This window comes from Taklimakanibacter albus (assembly GCF_016595235.1).
Taxonomy (GTDB): domain Bacteria; phylum Pseudomonadota; class Alphaproteobacteria; order Rhizobiales; family Aestuariivirgaceae; genus Taklimakanibacter; species Taklimakanibacter albus.
Genome location: NZ_JAENHL010000007.1, coordinates 227,572 through 243,764, shown reverse-complemented (window position 1 = coordinate 243,764; position 16,193 = coordinate 227,572). Strand labels below are relative to the sequence as shown.

Sequence of the window (16,193 nt, the reverse complement as noted above, 5' to 3'; positions counted from 1 at the left end):
GTCATATGTCGACCAAACATGCCAATCCCTCGCTGTTCGACAGCAAGATCACGCTCGAGGCGGCGAAGCAGGCTTTCGTCAAATTCTCGCCCCGGCTGCTCGCCCGCAATCCGGTGATCTTCGTCACCGCCGTCGTCTCCCTCCTGGTGACGGCGATGTGGCTGCGCGATCTCCTTGTCGCCAACGGCACCGCCTCCTTCTCAGGCCAGATCGCCGCCTGGCTGTGGTTCACCGTGCTGTTCGCCAATTTCGCCGAAGCGGTGGCGGAAGGCCGCGGCAAGGCGCAGGCCGATGCGTTGCGGCGTACCCGCACCGACACGGTCGCGCGCCGGCTGCTGCAGCCCGATGAGCGCAACGATCTGTTCGAGGAGGTCTCGGCGCTCGATCTCAAGGAAGGCGACATCGTGATGGTGTCGGCGGGCGAGATCATTCCGGCCGACGGCGAGATCGTCGAAGGCATCGCGTCCGTCAATGAATCGGCGATCACCGGTGAATCGGCACCCGTCATCCGTGAATCGGGTGGCGACCGCTCGGCGGTGACCGGCGGCACCACGGTTTTGTCCGACTGGATCAAGGTCAAGGTGACGGCCGCCCCTGGCCACAGCTTCCTCGATCGGATGATCGCGCTGGTCGAAGGCGCCGAACGCCAGAAGACACCCAACGAGCTGGCGCTTTCCATCCTGCTCGCCGGCATGACGCTGATCTTTTTGTTCGTCGTCGTGTCCTTGTGGGGCATCGCAGGCTATTCGGCGACCGTCTTGTCGATCACCGTGCTGGCTGCGCTCCTCGTCACCCTTATCCCGACCACGATCGGCGGATTGCTCTCGGCCATCGGCATCGCCGGCATGGATCGCCTGATCCGCTTCAATGTCATCGCCACGTCGGGCCGCGCCGTCGAGGCGGCAGGCGATGTCGACACGCTGCTCCTCGACAAGACCGGCACGATCACCTTCGGCAACCGCTTGGCGACGGCGTTCATTCCGGTGCCCGGCATTTCCGAGCAGGCGCTCGCCGAAACGGCGCTGCTCGCCTCGCTTGCGGATGAGACGCCGGAAGGCCGCTCGATCCTGGCGCTCGCCAAAGGCAATCATCATGTCGCCGAGCCCGATCTCAAGGGCAAGACAGCGAAGCCAGTTGTGTTTTCGGCCCTGACACGGCTGTCGGGAGTCGATCTCGGCGACCGTGTCATCCGCAAGGGTGCCGTCGATGCGATCCTCAAGCATGTCAATGTCGCACCGAACATGGCGCCGGCAGCCTTCCGCGACGCGGTGGACCGTATTTCACGCACCGGCGGCACGCCGCTGGCGGTGGCCGAAAACGGCAAGCTCCTCGGCGTCATCCAGCTCAAGGACGTGGTCAAGTCCGATATCAAGGAGCGCTTCAATGCGCTGCGCCATATGGGCATCAAGACCGTGATGGTGACCGGCGACAATCCGGTGACCGCCGCGGCGATCGCGTCGGAAGCGGGCGTCGATGATTTCATCGCCGAGGCGACGCCCGAGGACAAGCTCGCTTATATCCGCGCCGAGCAGGCCAAGGGCCGGCTCATCGCGATGTGCGGCGACGGCACCAATGACGCACCGGCGCTCGCCCAGGCCGATGTCGGCGTCGCCATGCAGTCGGGCACGCAAGCGGCGCGCGAGGCCGGCAACATGGTCGATCTCGACTCCAATCCCACCAAACTCATCGAGATCGTGGAGATCGGCAAGCAGTTGCTGATGACCCGGGGCTCGCTCACCACCTTCTCCATCGCCAATGACGTGGCGAAATATTTCGCCATCATACCAGCATTATTCGTCGCGACCTATCCGCAACTGGGCGCTCTCAACATCATGGCACTGTCGTCGCCGCAGAGTGCCATATTGTCGGCGGTCATCTTCAACGCGTTGGTCATCATCGCGCTGATCCCGCTGGCGCTCAAAGGCATCGCCTATCGCGCCGTGGGGGCCAGCGAGCTCCTGCGCCGCAATCTGCTGATCTACGGTCTCGGTGGTCTCGTGGTGCCCTTCATCGGCATCAAGGCCATCGACATCATCGTTTCGGCGCTCAATCTCGCCTAAGGAGGTATCCATGTTCTCACAATTGCGCCCGGCGCTGTTTCTCTTCGCCATCCTGATGCTGGTAACCGGCATCGCCTATCCCTTGCTGATGACTGGCGTAGCTCAGGCCGTGTTTCCGGCCCAGGCCAATGGCAGCCTGATCGTCGCCAACGGCCAGGTGCGGGGCTCCGGGCTGATCGGGCAGGCCTTCACCAACAACCGTTATTTCTGGCCGCGAATTTCGGCGGCGGGGGCGGGCTATGATGCCGGCGCCTCATCCGGCGCCAATCTCGGCCCGACTTCGAAGAAGCTGCTCGACCGGGTCGCCGCCGACGCCGAGCGCATCAAAGCTGCGGATGGTGTCACCAGCCTGCCGCCCGATGCCGCCACGGCTTCGGCGAGCGGGCTCGATCCCGATATTTCGCCGGCTTATGCGCTGCAGCAGGTGGGCCGGGTGGCGAAGGCCCGCAATCTCGCGGAGGATAGGGTGAAAGCGCTCGTCGAGACGCATATTAACCGGCCGGATCTGGGGATTTTCGGCGAACCGCGCGTCAATGTGCTATCCCTCAATATGGCTCTTGACGCGCTCAGTCCCGGATAGAACATAAAGAGGCGCATGGCACAAAGCCCCGACCTTCGTCCGTCACCGGACGCCCTTTTGAAGCTTGCCGAGCGCGAAGCGCGCGGCAAGCTCAAAGTGTTTCTGGGGGCATCTCCCGGGGTGGGGAAGACCTTTGCCATGCTGTCGGGCGCCAAGCGCCTCAAGGCGGAAGGGCGCGACGTGATGGTGGGGCTCGTCGAGACGCATGGGCGCAGCGACACCGCGGCCCTGCTCGAAGGCCTCGAAGTCCTACCGCGCCGACCGGTCGCCTATAAGAACCGGACCTTGATGGAGTTCGATGTCGACGCGGCGCTGGCGCGCCGGCCCGACCTCATCATCGTCGACGAGCTCGCCCATACCAATGCGCCCGACAGCCGGCACCCCAAACGTTTCCAGGATGTCGAGGAGCTTCTCGACGCCGGCATCGATGTGTGGACGGCGCTCAATATCCAGCATGTCGAAAGCCTGTCGGACGTCGTGGCCGGCATCACCGGCATCGCGGTACGCGAAGTGGTGCCCGACACGGTCCTCGAGAGGGCGGATGACGTCGTGGTGGTCGACATCACACCGGACGAACTCATCGAGCGGCTGAGGGACGGCAAGGTCTATTTGCCAGACAATGCCAGACGCGCCGCCGATAATTTCTTCAAGCCGGGTAATCTCACCGCACTGCGTGAGCTGGCGCTCAGGCGCACCGCCGACCGTGTCGACGACGAAATGGTCGATTACCTGCGCCAGAACGCAATCGAGGGGCCGTGGCCGACGGCGGAGCGGATCCTCGTCTGTGTCGGGCCCGATGCGCATTCGCAGGCCGTGGTGCGCGCGGCCGGGCGTCTCGCCCATGGGCTCAATGCCGGCTGGGTGGCGGCGCATCTCGATCCGATCGGGCGCGATGCGGGCGATCCGAATGCGATGAAGCGGGTGGACGAGGCGCTGAAGCTCGCTGCGCGGCTCGGCGCCGACGTGTCACGGCTCTCGGCGCGGGACCTGCCGACCGAGGTGCTGCGTTATGCCCGGCGCGAGAACATCACCCAGATCGTGCTCGGCCGCTCGCGCGCCTCATGGTTCAAGCGGCTGATCGGCCGCTCGCTCTCCGACGAAATCACGCGGCAGGCAGAAGGCCTCGCCATCCATGTCGTGACGCCGGTCACGGACAAGGCGCCGGTCTTCCGCTGGCCGCGTCCGTTGATCAAGGCCAGCGCCTATATCGCTGCCTTCGTCGCGGTGGCGATCGCGACGGGCCTGAGCTTCTTTGCCCTCAACTGGCTGCCGCCGCCGGCGCTGTCGATGTTCTTCCTCGCCGCGGTACTGCTCTGCGCCAACCGCTTCGGCACCGGCAGCGCCATCGTCGCGGCAATATTGTCCTTCTTCGCCTACAATTTCTTCTTTATCGCGCCGATCCACACGCTGACCATCGCCAGCCCGCATGAGCTCCTGGCGCTCACCGTCTTCCTGCTCGTCGCGGTTATCACCGGCAGCCTGTCGGGACGGGTGCGTGAGCAGTCGGATGCCGCCGGCCGGCGCATTTTCCAGACCCAGATGCTGTTCGACTTCTCGCGCAAGCTTTCAGGCACGGCGACGATCGATGACGTGCTGTGGGCGGTCGCCTCGCAGACGGCATCGGCGATCAAAGGCGAGACCATCGTGCTCCTGGCGGAAAATGGCGAGCTGCAGATCAAGGCGGCGTTCCCGCCCGAGGACAGCGTGGGCGCGAGCGAATGGATCGCGGCGCGCTGGGCGCTCAACCATCGCGAGGCGGCGGGCCTCGGAACGACGACCTTGCCCAATGCCCATTTCATTTTCAGGCCGCTTACGACGCCGCGCGGCGTCGTCGGCGTAATCGGCTTGAGACCCGGCGCCGCCGGCCTTTCGGCCGAGGACGAACGTGTGGTCGAGGCGCTGATCGACCAGACCACGGTGGCGATCGAACGCACCTTGCTCGCCGGAGACGCGGCCAAGGCTGAAGCGATGGCCGAAAGCGAGCGCCTGCGCTCGGCGCTGCTCTCGTCGATCTCGCATGACCTGCGCACACCGCTCGCCACGATCCTGGGCTCGGTGACGAGCCTCCGGAGCCTCGGCGGCCAGATGCCGAAGGAGAGCCAGACCGAGCTGCTCTCGGCGATCGAGGAGGAGACGCGGCGGCTGTCGCAATTCGTCACCAACCTGCTCGATATGACCAGGCTCGAAGCGCCCAATCTCGAGCTCAAGCGCGACTGGGTCGATCTCGCCGATATCATCCGGGCGGCGGTGGCGCGCGGCCAGATGGCGTGGCCTGACCGGCGGGTCGATCTCACCATCGCAGCGGGACTGCCGCTCATCCATGGCGACAGCGGGCTCCTCGAGCAGGTGGTGTTCAATCTCCTCGATAATGCGCATAAATATTCTCCGCCCGATGCTTCGACGCAAGTGGGCGTGGTGGAGCGTAACCGTGAGATCATTGTCGAGGTGAGTGATGAGGGCGAGGGCATTCCACCCGAGGATCTCGAGCGGGTATTCGACAAGTTCTACCGCGTCAAACATGGTGATGGGCGCAGCGCCGGTGTCGGCCTCGGCCTCGCCATCTGCCGCGGCATCGTAATGGCGCTGGGCGGCAGCATCACGGCGGCCAGTCCCATCGCCCATGGCCGCGGCACGCGGATCACGATCAGGATTCCCGTGCCGGCGGCGAAGGCGGAGTGAGAATCAGAACGTCGCGGTCAGGCCCATGCGCAGGGTGCGGCCGGGCGAGGGGACGAGGCCCGTCGACAAGGGATCGAGGTAATATTCATCGCCCACATTCTCGAGACTGAAGTCGACCGTGAAGGTCTCGTCGATTTTATAGTTGCCGAAGAGATCAAAGACCGTTTTGGCGTCGTAATAGACGGGAGAGTTGACGGCGCCGGGGACGACCTTGTAGCCGCCGTAACGCCGGCCGAAGAAATAAGCGCGGCCGCCGAAGGTCAGGGCTTCCTCGAAGAGACGGACACCCGCGGTGACGGTGCCTGAATATTTCGGCGGGATGGCCATCAGGCCATAGTCGGTGCCGGCGACGCTGAAGTCGCAGCGCGGCCGGTTGGGCTGGGCCTCATTGCAGTAGCTGACATGATCGTATTTGGTGAAGGTGCTTTCGAGGAAGGCGTAACCCGCGTCATAGGCAGCGGAGAATTCGTAACCACGGAACTCCGCCTTGTCGATGTTGTCCCAGCTGTAGAGACCATCCGATAGGCGGCGCATGCGGATGATGTAGTCGTCATAGGTGTTGTCGAAGCGCACGGCCTTGAAGCGGAACTTGTCGCCTGCGAAGAAGACGTCGTTGCGCAGGATATTGAGGCCGAATTCGTAGTTGCGTGACAGTTCAGGATCGAGGTCGGGATTGGGCACGAGATATTCCGTCTGGCGCGAAGCCGCCTCGCGCAGGCTCGGCGGACGCCAGCCTTCGAGATAGGTGCCGAAGAGCTGAATGCCCTCGAAAGGCTCCACCGTGACGCTCGCCGACGGATTGACACGGCTGCCGTTCTTCTCCGGCGCGTCGGCCAGGTCGCCTTTGCCCTTTGTTTCGTAATAGTCGTAGCGCAGGCTGCCCGCCAAAGTGAGCCAGTCGGTGATGTCGAGCTTCGACTGATTGAAGGCGCTCGCCAACAGACGATCGCCGCTCGGATTGACGCCGAACAAGCCGACGGTAACCGGACTCTCTTCGCGCGCCTGCTCGAGAACGAATTCCGTGCCGTTATTCATGCTCAGCAGGCCGAGCGGTGTATCGAAGCTCGACAGATTGGCGGCGTCGCCGCCATAGTTGCTTGCACTCGCGCTGTTGGCGCCGGCGCTATAGGCCTTGATCACGCCGCTCGAGCTTTCGACATCGCTGAACCACAGATTGGCGCTGAGCGCGATGTAGCGATTATTCTCGGGCTTGTAGTCGTAAGTGGTCTTGACCGTATGGGTCGTGGTTTCACTCAGCTCATACTGTGTGACGGGAATGAAGAACGAGCTTTGCGCAAAGAGCAGTAAGGTCTCGTCGAACTCGCCATATTCATTGTGGTAGAAGGTGTAGCCGAGGCCCAGCGAGTGGCCGTCACCCCATTTGTATTTGCCTTTGGCGAGGAACGAGGTGATATCCTGCGAGGTGTTGAACACTTCGTCGCCGGGGCCGATCGGCGAGATCTTCTTCTCGGTGGGCGCGACCCAGGGATTGCGGTTGTCGAGGAAGGTGGATTTGCCCTTGGAGCCGGCGAAATAGTTGCCGGATTTGCGGCGCGAGAAGCCGGCCACCAGCTCATAGTCGTCCTTGACCGTGGCGATGACGGCATTGCCCATCCAGGCCTCGCCATTGAAGAACTCCGAACCGTCATTGCGGATGTCGGTGGACTCGGCATTGTTCGGGCCGATCGTGTTGTTGCCGATGGCCGTCTTGATGCGCGCCGTATAGTCCTGGCCTTCGCGCACGATGTCGCCGGCCTCGAGAAGCCGCATATTGACGACGCCGCCCATGGCGCCGACACCGCCCGTGCCGCCGAAGGGGCCCTTGGAGATGTCGATGCCGCCGATGAAATCGGGATCGACATAGACCTCGTTGCGGCTGCCGCGATAGCCGCGATAGGAATTGTTGGTCTGGCGCGTGCCGTCGACCATCACATTGACGCGGTTCTGGCCCTGAAGGCCACGGATATTCACGTCCATCGAGGCGCCGACGCGATTGCCGGAGGGCATGACACCCGGCGCCGTCTTCAGCATGTCGCCGACGGATGTGGGCGGCGTGCGCTGGATGTCGTCGCCGGAAATGTAGTTGGAGGAGCCGGGTGTCTCGTAGGGCGCATCCGAAGCCTTGGCTTTGCCGTCCTTGGCGATGACCACGATCGGATCGAGGACACCGGACGGGTCGTCCGGCACCTTGGCGGCGAAGGTCTCAGGCACGATCAGGGCGGCGCTGCGCGGACCTGTCATGCGGATCTCGATGCCGGTTCCCGCCAGCATCACCCGCAGAGCTTCTTCCGGCGACATGGTGCCGGAGATCGCTTGCGTTTTTGTCGTCCTGAGCGATGCCGTGGCGTAGCCCACCTGCCAGCCCGTCTTGTGCGCGAAGTTCTCAAGCGCGGCTGCGAGAGGTTGTGCCGGAATGGCGAAGCGGACAGGCGTGTTCTTCGCCGCCGCCAGCGCCAGTGTGGAAAAGCTGAGCAGCGCCGAGCTCAACAAGAGCAAATGCACATGCCGCTTGAAACGAAAAACCCCGGTCTTCGACCGCCCCGCCATGACTACCCTCATTTTCTTGCAGATCCTCATGACCCAAGCCTTGCGGCCGTGGCGGGATATGCTCTCAGTCCACAAGGACTTGACGCGCCAGCGGGGAGGGCGTCACAAAATTCCTGAGTGTTTCAGTAGAGAATAATCAGACCACCGGGCAGGCGCGTTTCACTGGCGCCGACCGCCGCCGCAACCGTCAGGATGGCGGTTGCCGGATCGTCGATGCGGTAGCTGCCGCTGACATTGAGAGTCTCGAGGCGCCGGCTGGCGATGAGCACAGTACCGTCATAATAGCGGTCGAGCTCGCCCAGCGCCCTGGCGAAGGATTCCTCCTGGAAGACGATGCGGCCCTCGCGCCAGGCCAGAGCGGATTGCGGGTCGAAAGCGCCGGGCTTGGAGATCGATGCCGCATCGGCGGCGACGGCCTGGCCGGGTTCCAATGCGACTTCGTCCATTGGCGCCGTGAGGCGGCTTACCGCGACGCGGCCGCGCTCGAGCAGGATGACATCTTCATTGTCCTCGCTGCGCACGGCGAAGGCGGTGCCTTTGACAGTCGTTTCGCTGAATTGCGCGGTGACCGCGAATGGATGGGCGGGATCGGGACGCACATCGAAGAAGGCTTCACCGGCCAGCAATCTTACATGACGCTTGCCGTCGGCGAAATCGAGCGCCACGGCGGAGGCCGTATTTAGAAGCATCTCGGATCCGTCCGGCAAGGTGACGATCTTCTGCTTACCGGCCTGCGTCAGGTGATCGGCCTGCCAACGCAGCAGGAGAGCCGGATACTGAACATATCCAAGCACCAGAATGAAAACAGCGGCGATCGAAGCGGCATGTTTCATCCAGCCTTGTCCGGCGCGCGGCGGCCTCGTTGCGGCAAGACGGGCCGCATCGCGCCGGCTCGCTTCCCGCAAGGCCGGCATGGCCATCAGCCCTTCGATCCGCTCGAAAGCTTCGCCATGACGCGGGTCGATGGCGAGCCAGCCCTTGAAAACATCCGCGGTCCTGCCGTCGTCCGGCATTTCCTGGAGACGGATGAACCAGTCCATCGCCTCTTCGGTCATTCGATCGGCCGTTTTTCTCTGTCGCACGGAGGGCTTCGCTTTACCTTTGGGGGAGCTCATTAGTTTAGACGTTCGAGGTCCGGTCGCTTCACAATCAAATATTCAGCCACGATCGAGCCGCGCCAAAACGTCGGCGCAATGCCCCATCACCAGCTTCACGTCGTTGTAGACCGTGTTGCGCGACACACCGAGATGCTTGGCAATTTTGGCGTAGGGCCAGCCCGATACCTGTGACAGCGCCCAGGCGCGCCGCGCCCGGTCTGGAAGAGACTGGAGCGCTTCCTCGAACAAGCGCAGGCGCTCCCGCTCGATGAGCGTCGTCTCGATGCTGGGCGTGTCGGCCGGGACTTCGAGAACCTGTCCGTCGGCAACGTGGCTCGTTTCATATCGGTCACGGGTCTTCAGCCTGCGCATGTGATCGAGTGCCAGATTGCGTACGGTGCGATGCAGGAAGGCTTCGACATGCTCGATCGTTGCCCTCTCACTGGCCTTGAGCGCGCGGATATAGGTCTCTTGCGCCAGATCCTCGGCGATCTGGCGGTCGCGCACGATGCGCAAGGCCGACAGCCACAGGGTCCGCCGATGCCGCAGAAAAATGCGATTGAGGTGGGCAAGCCGATCGCCCGCCTCTGATGCCATCATCTGCGGCGACGTGAATGACGTCATTGCTGGCAAGGTTGGAAAAGAGGCGACCCGTCAGGGTTTCCCGAAACGAGTGGGGGCTACCTGCCGGCCTCCATAGAGGAAGTGAAAAAGCGGCGCAACGTCAATGATCTAGAGCGATTCTAAGCTTGATCTAGAAGAGCCTGCTCATCAACAACGCGGTGACCCAGTCGAGAAATACCTGCAGACGGCGCGAAGCGTGCTGGCGATGCGGATAGAGAAGGGCGATCGGCATGGGTGCTGCGCGCAGATCGCTCATCACCTCGACGAGGTCACCTGCTTCGATATGCTCGCGCACATCATAGGCCGGGATCTGGATGAGCCCCAGGCCGGCGAGGCAGCAGGCGATATAGGCTTCAGCATTGTTGACGGTGACGCGTGAGCGAAGTTTCAGCGAATGGATCTTGCCGGCCTCTGCATATTCCCACTCCTCGGTGCGCCCGGAGGCCGGTGAGGCATAGTTGACGGCGACATGCCCGGCGAGATCTGTGACGACATGGGGTGTGCCGTGGCGCTCGAGATAGGAGGGGCTCGCGCAATTGAGGAGAACCAGATCGCCGATGCGGCGCGAGACCAGTGTAGAATCGGCGAGCGGGCCGACGCGGATCACGCAGTCGATGCCTTCCTGCACCAGATCGACGGTCCGGTCGGTGACGCCCATGTCGATCTCGATATCGGGAAATGCCGCAAAGAAGTCGGGCAAAGCCGGGGCGATGATGAGCCGGCCCAAACGGCCCGGCACATTGATCCTGAGCTTGCCGCCGGGCTTGGCGGTCGACTGGCGAAACAGCGTCTCGGTCTCTTCATAATCGGCGAGGAGACGCAGCGCGCGTTCATAAAAAGCGCTGCCATCCTCGGTCAACGAAACCTGCCTCGTGGTGCGCTGCAGAAGCCTGGCGCCGACACGCTGCTCGAGATCCTGCAACGCCATCGACACGGTCGAGCGTGGCATGTGCAGAAGATCGGCGGTCCTGGTGAAGCTCTGACTCTCGGCCAGGCGGATGAAAATCTTGAGCTCGTCGATACGGTCCATTGTTCGTGATTTCTGACAGGTAATGTCAAAATGTGATTGTTTATCCAGTTTTGTAGCCGAATTAAACAGGCAGGGAAAGGCGGGCGCAGTGCCGTGCCGAGCAGGAGGGCCTCATGGCGGATCACAAGATCAAGGGTAAGACCGTTCTCATCGCGGGCGGCGCCAAGAATCTGGGCGGATTGATCGCGCGCGACCTGGCCGGGCAGGGCGCCCGGGCAGTAGCCATTCATTATAACAGCGCCGCGACCGGGGCGGCGGCGAAGGAGACGGTGGCGGCGGTCAAAGCGCTGGGCGCCGACGCCGTCGCCTTCCAGGCCGATCTCAAGACGGCGGCCGCGGTCGAGAAGCTTTTCGCCGACGCCAAAGCGAAGCTCGGTCAGATCGATATCGCCATCAACACCACCGGCAAGGTGCTGAAGAAGCCGATCACCGAGATCAGCGAGGCGGAATTCGACGACATGTTCGCCATCAATTCCAAGACCGCCTTCTTCTTCATCAAGGAGGCGGGCAAACAGCTGAGCGATAATGGCAAGCTCGTCACTTTGGTCACGTCGCTGCTCGGCGCCTTCACGCCCTTCTATGCGGCCTATGCCGGCGGCAAGGCGCCGATCGAGCATTTCACCCGCGCGGCGTCGAAGGAATTCGGAGCGCGCGGCATCTCGGTGACGGCGGTGGGCCCAGGGCCGATGGACACACCGTTCTTCTATCCGGCGGAAGGGGCGGATGCGGTCGCCTACCACAAATCGGCCGCTTCGCTCTCGCCCTTCAGCAAGACCGGCCTGACCGATATCGAGGATATCGTGCCTTTGATCCGTTTCCTGGTCAGCGACGGCTGGTGGATCACCGGCCAGACCATCCTCGCCAATGGCGGCTACACGACGAAATAGGCTACTCCACCCGCAGGCCAGGTGTACGATGCCGGAGAATCGTCAGGGACGACAGGCGGGACTATGAACGGCAGAGTATCTTCCTCCATCTTGCGGCTTTGTCTGATCCTGCTGTGCTGGGTTCCACTCGGCACGGCAGGGCAGGCGCAGACCGCCGATCCCGGAATCACAGTCATCCTGCCCTCCGGCCAGGATGTGGCGCAGGTCGAGGCCCTGGTCAAAAGTCTCCAAGGCATCAACCGGCCCATCACCATCCGGGTGGAGAGCGGAACTGCGGCCGCACCGATGCCGGCCAAGGGGGAAAGCAGCAGTGCCGCGGCGCCAGCAGCGGTGCCCGAGGAGTCGCCTATGGCCGCGACGCGGGAGGGCGTCTCCGCCTGGCTGACGGCGCTCGGCAACAGATTCAGCGATGGGCTCGACCGGGGCTTCGACGGTATCGGCGAGCTCGGCGCGATTACGGATAAGCTCGCCGCCGCCTGGGCCGCGAATGCGAACAATATCTCTCTCCTGGTCCTGCTGCTCATCCTCGCTGTCGTGATGGCCGCTGCTTATTTCGTGCCGCTGCGCTGGGGGCAAAGGCTGGTGAAGCCGCCGGCCGCGGCCGAGCCCGATCTCGTCGGCAATTTTCTGTGGCGCGCGAAGATCCTGCTGGTCGACATCGTGGCGCTTGCCGCCATGGTGTTCGCCGGCTTCCTTGTCGTGAAGTTCCTGCTGCCGCATCCGGACCTGGCCCGCGCGCTGGCGCGCAGCGTCATCCGTTTTGCCTTGATCGTCGGGCTCTATTATGCGGCGGGCCGCTTCCTGCTCGGGCCCGACAAGGCCGGCGCGCCCTTGCTGCCGGTGCTCAAGCCGCAATGGCACTTACGCAATATCCTCATCTATGCCTTCTGTGTCGCGCTCATCATCGAAACGATCAATCTCCTCGATCATGTCGATGCCGACCGGACTCCCGCCGTCGGGTGGCTGCTCGTCATCACCACGCTCACTGCCGCTTTCGCTTTGTGGTGGGTGTGGAACGCCCGGCGCGACGTGGCCCAGGCGATAAAACGCGCCAATCCGGAAGGCTGGGGACGGCGCCTCGTGGCGGCCGTTTTTCCCGGCATGAACATCCTGGGCGTCGTCCTGGTGTGGTGCACGGCGCGCATGTCGGCCGCGGCCACCGAACGGGGCGACTGGTCGACGGCGGCGAGCGTATTGCTGCTGCTCATCGCCGTGGTGCCCATACTGGGCTTCGGCATTCCGGCCCTTCTCGATGCGGTCATGGTGCGCCATCTCGACGACCAGCCGGTGACGCCGTTACGTGCCGGGACACGCGCTGTCGTGCGCGTTCTCGCCAGCGCCGGGACGTGGATCGGCGTGTTCTATGCGATCATCTATATCTGGAGCGTCTATGTGACCGATATCGAGCCGCAGACGGCGCTCACGCGCATGCGGGTCCTGGCGCAAGCCGGTCTCGCTTTCCTGGTCGGCTGCGCCATCTGGGTGTTCTTCAAATCCTATTTCGACTCTTATGCGCCGAAGCCCGCCGGCGTCGGGCACATCGCCGGCGGCGATGAGGATGTGGGCAACACCGCGCAAGGCCGTCTCGCCACCGTTCTGCCGCTCATCCGCGACATCGTGCTGGGCGGCATCATCGCGCTGACCGCACTCGTCATCCTCTCGGCGATCGGTGTCGATATAGGGCCGTTGCTGGCCGGCTTCGGCGTGCTGGGCCTCGCCGTCTCCTTCGGCTCGCAGACCCTGATCAAGGACATCGTGTCAGGTGTCTTCTTCATGACGGACGACGCCTTCCGGGTCGGTGAATATATCGAGACCGGCAAGCAGAAGGGCACGGTCGAGAAGATCCATCTGCGTTCGGTACGGCTGCGCCATCAGAACGGGCAGATCCACACCATTCCCTTCGGCCAGCTCGATGCCATCACCAATTACAGCCGCGACTGGGCGACGGTGAAGTTCGAGATCCGGCTCGACCGCGACGCCGATATCGAACTGGCGCGCAAGACGATCAAGAAGGTGGGCCTGGCGATGCAGCAGGATCCCGAGCTCGGGCCGGATCTCATCGCGCCGCTCAAGATGCAGGGCATCCAGGACATCACCGATTCCGCCGTGGTGGTGCGCCTGAAGTTCACGTCGAAGCCGAAGAATCCGAGCCTCCTGCAGCGCGATGCGCTGAAGCGCGTCTATCGCGCTCTGCAGGAGGCCGGTGTGTCGCTCGCCTCCAATGCCGTGACGGTGCGTTCACCGACACATTCCGCCATGGCGGGGGCGGCGGCGAGCGCCAGCATAGCGCAGACGGCGATCGATCCACGCACGGCGGAATAGCTCACGTTAGAAATTCTCAGCCGGGGCCGCCAAAAACCTCAATGGCCCCTGAGGCATGTCTCCGATACGCATGTTTCCAACAGTCCGGTCATGATCCGGACGCGGATGATGCGAAAGGAAAATGGGACATGTCGAACTTTCTGCCGAAACTCAAACGCGCCGCGGGGCTGGCGGCACTTGTGCTGGGCGCGAGCCTCGTACTGCAGCACTCCGCTTTCGCCGGTGAGACGCTCGAGAAGATCAAGGCGCGCGGCACCATCAAGGTCGGTGTCGGGACGTCACCCGGTTTCTTCTCGCCCGATAGCAATGGCAAATGGCAGGGCTTCTTCGTCGATTTCGGCCGGGCGCTGGCGGTGACCGTCTTCAACGATCCGGAGAAAGTGGAATTCACTTCGTCCTCGCCGCAGCAGCGTCTGCCGGCGCTGCAAGCGGGCGAGTTCGACATTCTTCTCTCAGGTGTCACGCAGACCATCACCCGCAGCTTCAAGCTCGGTTTCCATTTCGGTCCGGTGGTTTTCTATGACGGGCAGGGGCTGCTCGTGAATAAATCGCTCGGCGTAACCAAGGGCACCGATCTCGACGGGGCCACGATCGGGGTGCAGAGCGGCACGACGGGCGAGCTCAACATCGCCGATTTTTTCCGCAAGAGCGGCAAGAGCTTCAAGCCGGTGGTCATCGAAGACACCAAGGAATTCATCGCCGCCCTTGAAAGCGGGCGTGTCGATGCCTTGACGCAGGATGCTTCCGATCTCGCAATCAAGCGCACCCAGCTGTCGAAGCCTGACGAGTATGTGCTGCTGCCCGAGCGGCTCTCCAAGGAACCGCTGGCGCCCGCCATCCGCGGCGGTGACGATGAGTGGCTCGAGATCGTCAACTGGACCGTCTATGCGACGATCCAGGCCGAGGAGCTCGGCATCACCAAAGACAATATCGACAGCTTCCTGACGAGCGAGGATCCGGCGATCAAGCGCTTCCTGGGCACCGATCCCTCGCTCGGCGAAGCGATCGGTCTCGATCCGAAATTCGCCTATAACATCGTGAAGGCGGTCGGCAATTACGGCGAGATCTTCGAGCGCAATATCGGCAAGGGGACGCCGGTCGGTTTCGAGCGCGGCTATAATCAACCCTGGACGCAAGGCGGCCTTCTCTATTCGCCGCCGTTCCGCTGACGGGACCAGCACTCCATGTCCGCGCAAGGAAGACCGGGCGGCATTCCGCCCGGTCTCAATCGCTTTCAGTCGTGGCTCGGCAAGCGACCCTTGCTTCAGCTCGGCGTGCTGGCAGGGCTGATCGCCGGTGCTCTCTTTCTCGGCCATAATCTGATCACCAATATGGACCGGGTGGGGATCACCCCCGGTTTCAGCTTTCTCTGGCGCCCGGCCAATTTCGAAATCGGCGAGACGCTGATCGCCTATTCGGCCCAGAGCAGCTTCGGCCGCGCCATTCTCGCCGGCGCGCTCAATACCGCGCTGGTCTCGATCACCGGCTGCATTCTCGCCACCCTGATCGGCGTCGCGCTCGGCCTCGCGCGTATTTCCGCCAATCCGGTCGTCGCCGGCATGGCGAGGATCTATGTGGAAACGATCCGCAATACGCCCTTGCTGCTGCAGCTGTTCTTCTGGAGCGCGACAGTTCAGACCTTTCCGCCGATCCGCCGAGCCTTCGAACCTCTGCCCGGCCTGCTGTTCAGCAATCGCGGCCTATTCCTGCCGTCGCTAGGATTCAGTGCCGGTTCGTGGACGATTGCGACCGCCGCGGTTACAGCCATTCTGCTCGCCGCGTGGGTCTTCCTGCGGGTGAGCATGAAGGATCGGCCAAGGCAACGGCGCCGTACCGGCTTTCTATTGCTGCTTGCGGCAGGCGCCGGCCTGGCTGTCGTGGCCGCGCTGGGCGGGTTCTCCGTCGGCTGGCCGCAGCACAAAGGCTTCAATGTGACGGGCGGGCTTGCGGCCACGCCGGAATTCGCGGCACTCCTGTTCGGCCTTGCCGTCAATTCTTCCGCCGGCATTGCCGAGATCGTGCGCAGCGGCATCGAAGCGGTGCCGAAGGGGCAAATCGAAGCGGCGCGCTCTCTAGGCCTCAGGCAGGGGCAGATCATGCGACTGGTGATCCTTCCGCAAGCGCTCAGGATCATGATTCCGCTCTTCACCTCGAGCTATCTGAGCCTCACCAAGAATTCGAGTCTCGCCGTCGCCATCGGCTATCCGGATCTGGTGAGCATCGTCAACACGACGGCGAACCAGACGGGCCAGGCGCTGGAAGCAATCATGATCATGATCGGGATCTATCTGACGATCAATCTCACGGTCTCGCTGGTGATGAACCGCGCTCACGCCCGTCAATCCCTCACTGTGCGCGGATGAGAGA

At 63.2% G+C, this 16,193-nt stretch carries 11 protein-coding genes; 7 read left to right on the top strand and 4 right to left on the bottom strand.

All coding sequences use genetic code 11. The annotated features are described in order from the left end of the window. Positions 1-5 precede the first annotated feature (5 nt). The 3 genes from kdpB to JHL16_RS12620 are packed head-to-tail and all read left to right on the top strand — an operon-like array spanning position 6 to position 5,319. Positions 6-2,060, top strand: a complete 2,055-nt coding sequence (gene kdpB / locus JHL16_RS12630) for a potassium-transporting ATPase subunit KdpB (protein WP_200185197.1) — start codon at positions 6-8, stop codon at positions 2,058-2,060. Between the two features lie 10 nt (positions 2,061-2,070). After that, the gene (kdpC, locus tag JHL16_RS12625) at positions 2,071-2,640 is read left to right on the top strand and encodes a potassium-transporting ATPase subunit KdpC (RefSeq protein ID WP_200185196.1); all 570 of its coding nucleotides are present in this window, start codon (positions 2,071-2,073) and stop codon (positions 2,638-2,640) included. 15 nt (positions 2,641-2,655) lie between these two features. Continuing rightward, a complete protein-coding gene (locus JHL16_RS12620; protein WP_200185195.1) occupies positions 2,656-5,319 on the top strand; it encodes a sensor histidine kinase in 2,664 nt (887 codons plus the stop codon). 3 nt (positions 5,320-5,322) lie between these two features. Here JHL16_RS12620 and JHL16_RS12615 read toward each other — a convergent pair whose 3' ends face one another. The 4 genes from JHL16_RS12615 to JHL16_RS12600 all read right to left on the bottom strand — a co-directional run bounded on the left by JHL16_RS12615 (position 5,323) and on the right by JHL16_RS12600 (position 10,617). Next, complete coding sequence (locus JHL16_RS12615; RefSeq protein ID WP_200185194.1) at positions 5,323-7,866, bottom strand: TonB-dependent receptor; 2,544 nt, start codon at positions 7,864-7,866, stop codon at positions 5,323-5,325. Between the two features lie 122 nt (positions 7,867-7,988). Further along, complete coding sequence (locus tag JHL16_RS12610; RefSeq protein ID WP_200185193.1) at positions 7,989-8,921, bottom strand: FecR family protein; 933 nt, start codon at positions 8,919-8,921, stop codon at positions 7,989-7,991. Between the two features lie 102 nt (positions 8,922-9,023). After that, positions 9,024-9,587, bottom strand: coding sequence for an RNA polymerase sigma factor (locus tag JHL16_RS12605; RefSeq protein ID WP_246770928.1), 564 nt, complete (start codon positions 9,585-9,587; stop codon positions 9,024-9,026). Between the two features lie 130 nt (positions 9,588-9,717). Beyond that, the gene (locus tag JHL16_RS12600; protein ID WP_200185192.1) at positions 9,718-10,617 is read right to left on the bottom strand and encodes a LysR family transcriptional regulator; all 900 of its coding nucleotides are present in this window, start codon (positions 10,615-10,617) and stop codon (positions 9,718-9,720) included. A gap of 113 nt (positions 10,618-10,730) precedes the next feature. Between JHL16_RS12600 and JHL16_RS12595 the strand changes: the two genes are divergently transcribed. The 4 genes from JHL16_RS12595 to JHL16_RS12580 all read left to right on the top strand — a co-directional run bounded on the left by JHL16_RS12595 (position 10,731) and on the right by JHL16_RS12580 (position 16,189). Next, the gene (locus JHL16_RS12595) at positions 10,731-11,504 is read left to right on the top strand and encodes an SDR family oxidoreductase (protein ID WP_200185191.1); all 774 of its coding nucleotides are present in this window, start codon (positions 10,731-10,733) and stop codon (positions 11,502-11,504) included. 63 nt (positions 11,505-11,567) lie between these two features. After that, entirely contained in the window at positions 11,568-13,826 is a 2,259-nt protein-coding gene (locus JHL16_RS12590) for a mechanosensitive ion channel family protein (RefSeq protein ID WP_200185190.1), read from the top strand. A 128-nt stretch (positions 13,827-13,954) separates the two neighbouring features. Continuing rightward, complete coding sequence (locus JHL16_RS12585; protein WP_200185189.1) at positions 13,955-14,995, top strand: amino acid ABC transporter substrate-binding protein; 1,041 nt, start codon at positions 13,955-13,957, stop codon at positions 14,993-14,995. A 15-nt stretch (positions 14,996-15,010) separates the two neighbouring features. After that, positions 15,011-16,189 carry an amino acid ABC transporter permease gene (locus tag JHL16_RS12580; RefSeq protein ID WP_200185188.1) on the top strand — a complete coding sequence of 393 codons (1,179 nt, stop codon included), beginning with the start codon at positions 15,011-15,013 and terminating at the stop codon, positions 16,187-16,189. Positions 16,190-16,193: the final 4 nt, after the last annotated feature.

Coding starts and splice junctions, on each gene's coding strand:
- kdpB (WP_200185197.1), top strand. CDS start 6: ATGTCGACCAAACATGCCAATCCCTCGCTGTTCGACAGCAAGATCACG.
- kdpC (WP_200185196.1), top strand. CDS start 2,071: ATGTTCTCACAATTGCGCCCGGCGCTGTTTCTCTTCGCCATCCTGATG.
- JHL16_RS12620 (WP_200185195.1), top strand. CDS start 2,656: ATGGCACAAAGCCCCGACCTTCGTCCGTCACCGGACGCCCTTTTGAAG.
- JHL16_RS12615 (WP_200185194.1), bottom strand. CDS start 7,866: ATGGCGGGGCGGTCGAAGACCGGGGTTTTTCGTTTCAAGCGGCATGTG.
- JHL16_RS12610 (WP_200185193.1), bottom strand. CDS start 8,921: ATGACCGAAGAGGCGATGGACTGGTTCATCCGTCTCCAGGAAATGCCG.
- JHL16_RS12605 (WP_246770928.1), bottom strand. CDS start 9,587: ATGACGTCATTCACGTCGCCGCAGATGATGGCATCAGAGGCGGGCGAT.
- JHL16_RS12600 (WP_200185192.1), bottom strand. CDS start 10,617: ATGGACCGTATCGACGAGCTCAAGATTTTCATCCGCCTGGCCGAGAGT.
- JHL16_RS12595 (WP_200185191.1), top strand. CDS start 10,731: ATGGCGGATCACAAGATCAAGGGTAAGACCGTTCTCATCGCGGGCGGC.
- JHL16_RS12590 (WP_200185190.1), top strand. CDS start 11,568: ATGAACGGCAGAGTATCTTCCTCCATCTTGCGGCTTTGTCTGATCCTG.
- JHL16_RS12585 (WP_200185189.1), top strand. CDS start 13,955: ATGTCGAACTTTCTGCCGAAACTCAAACGCGCCGCGGGGCTGGCGGCA.
- JHL16_RS12580 (WP_200185188.1), top strand. CDS start 15,011: ATGTCCGCGCAAGGAAGACCGGGCGGCATTCCGCCCGGTCTCAATCGC.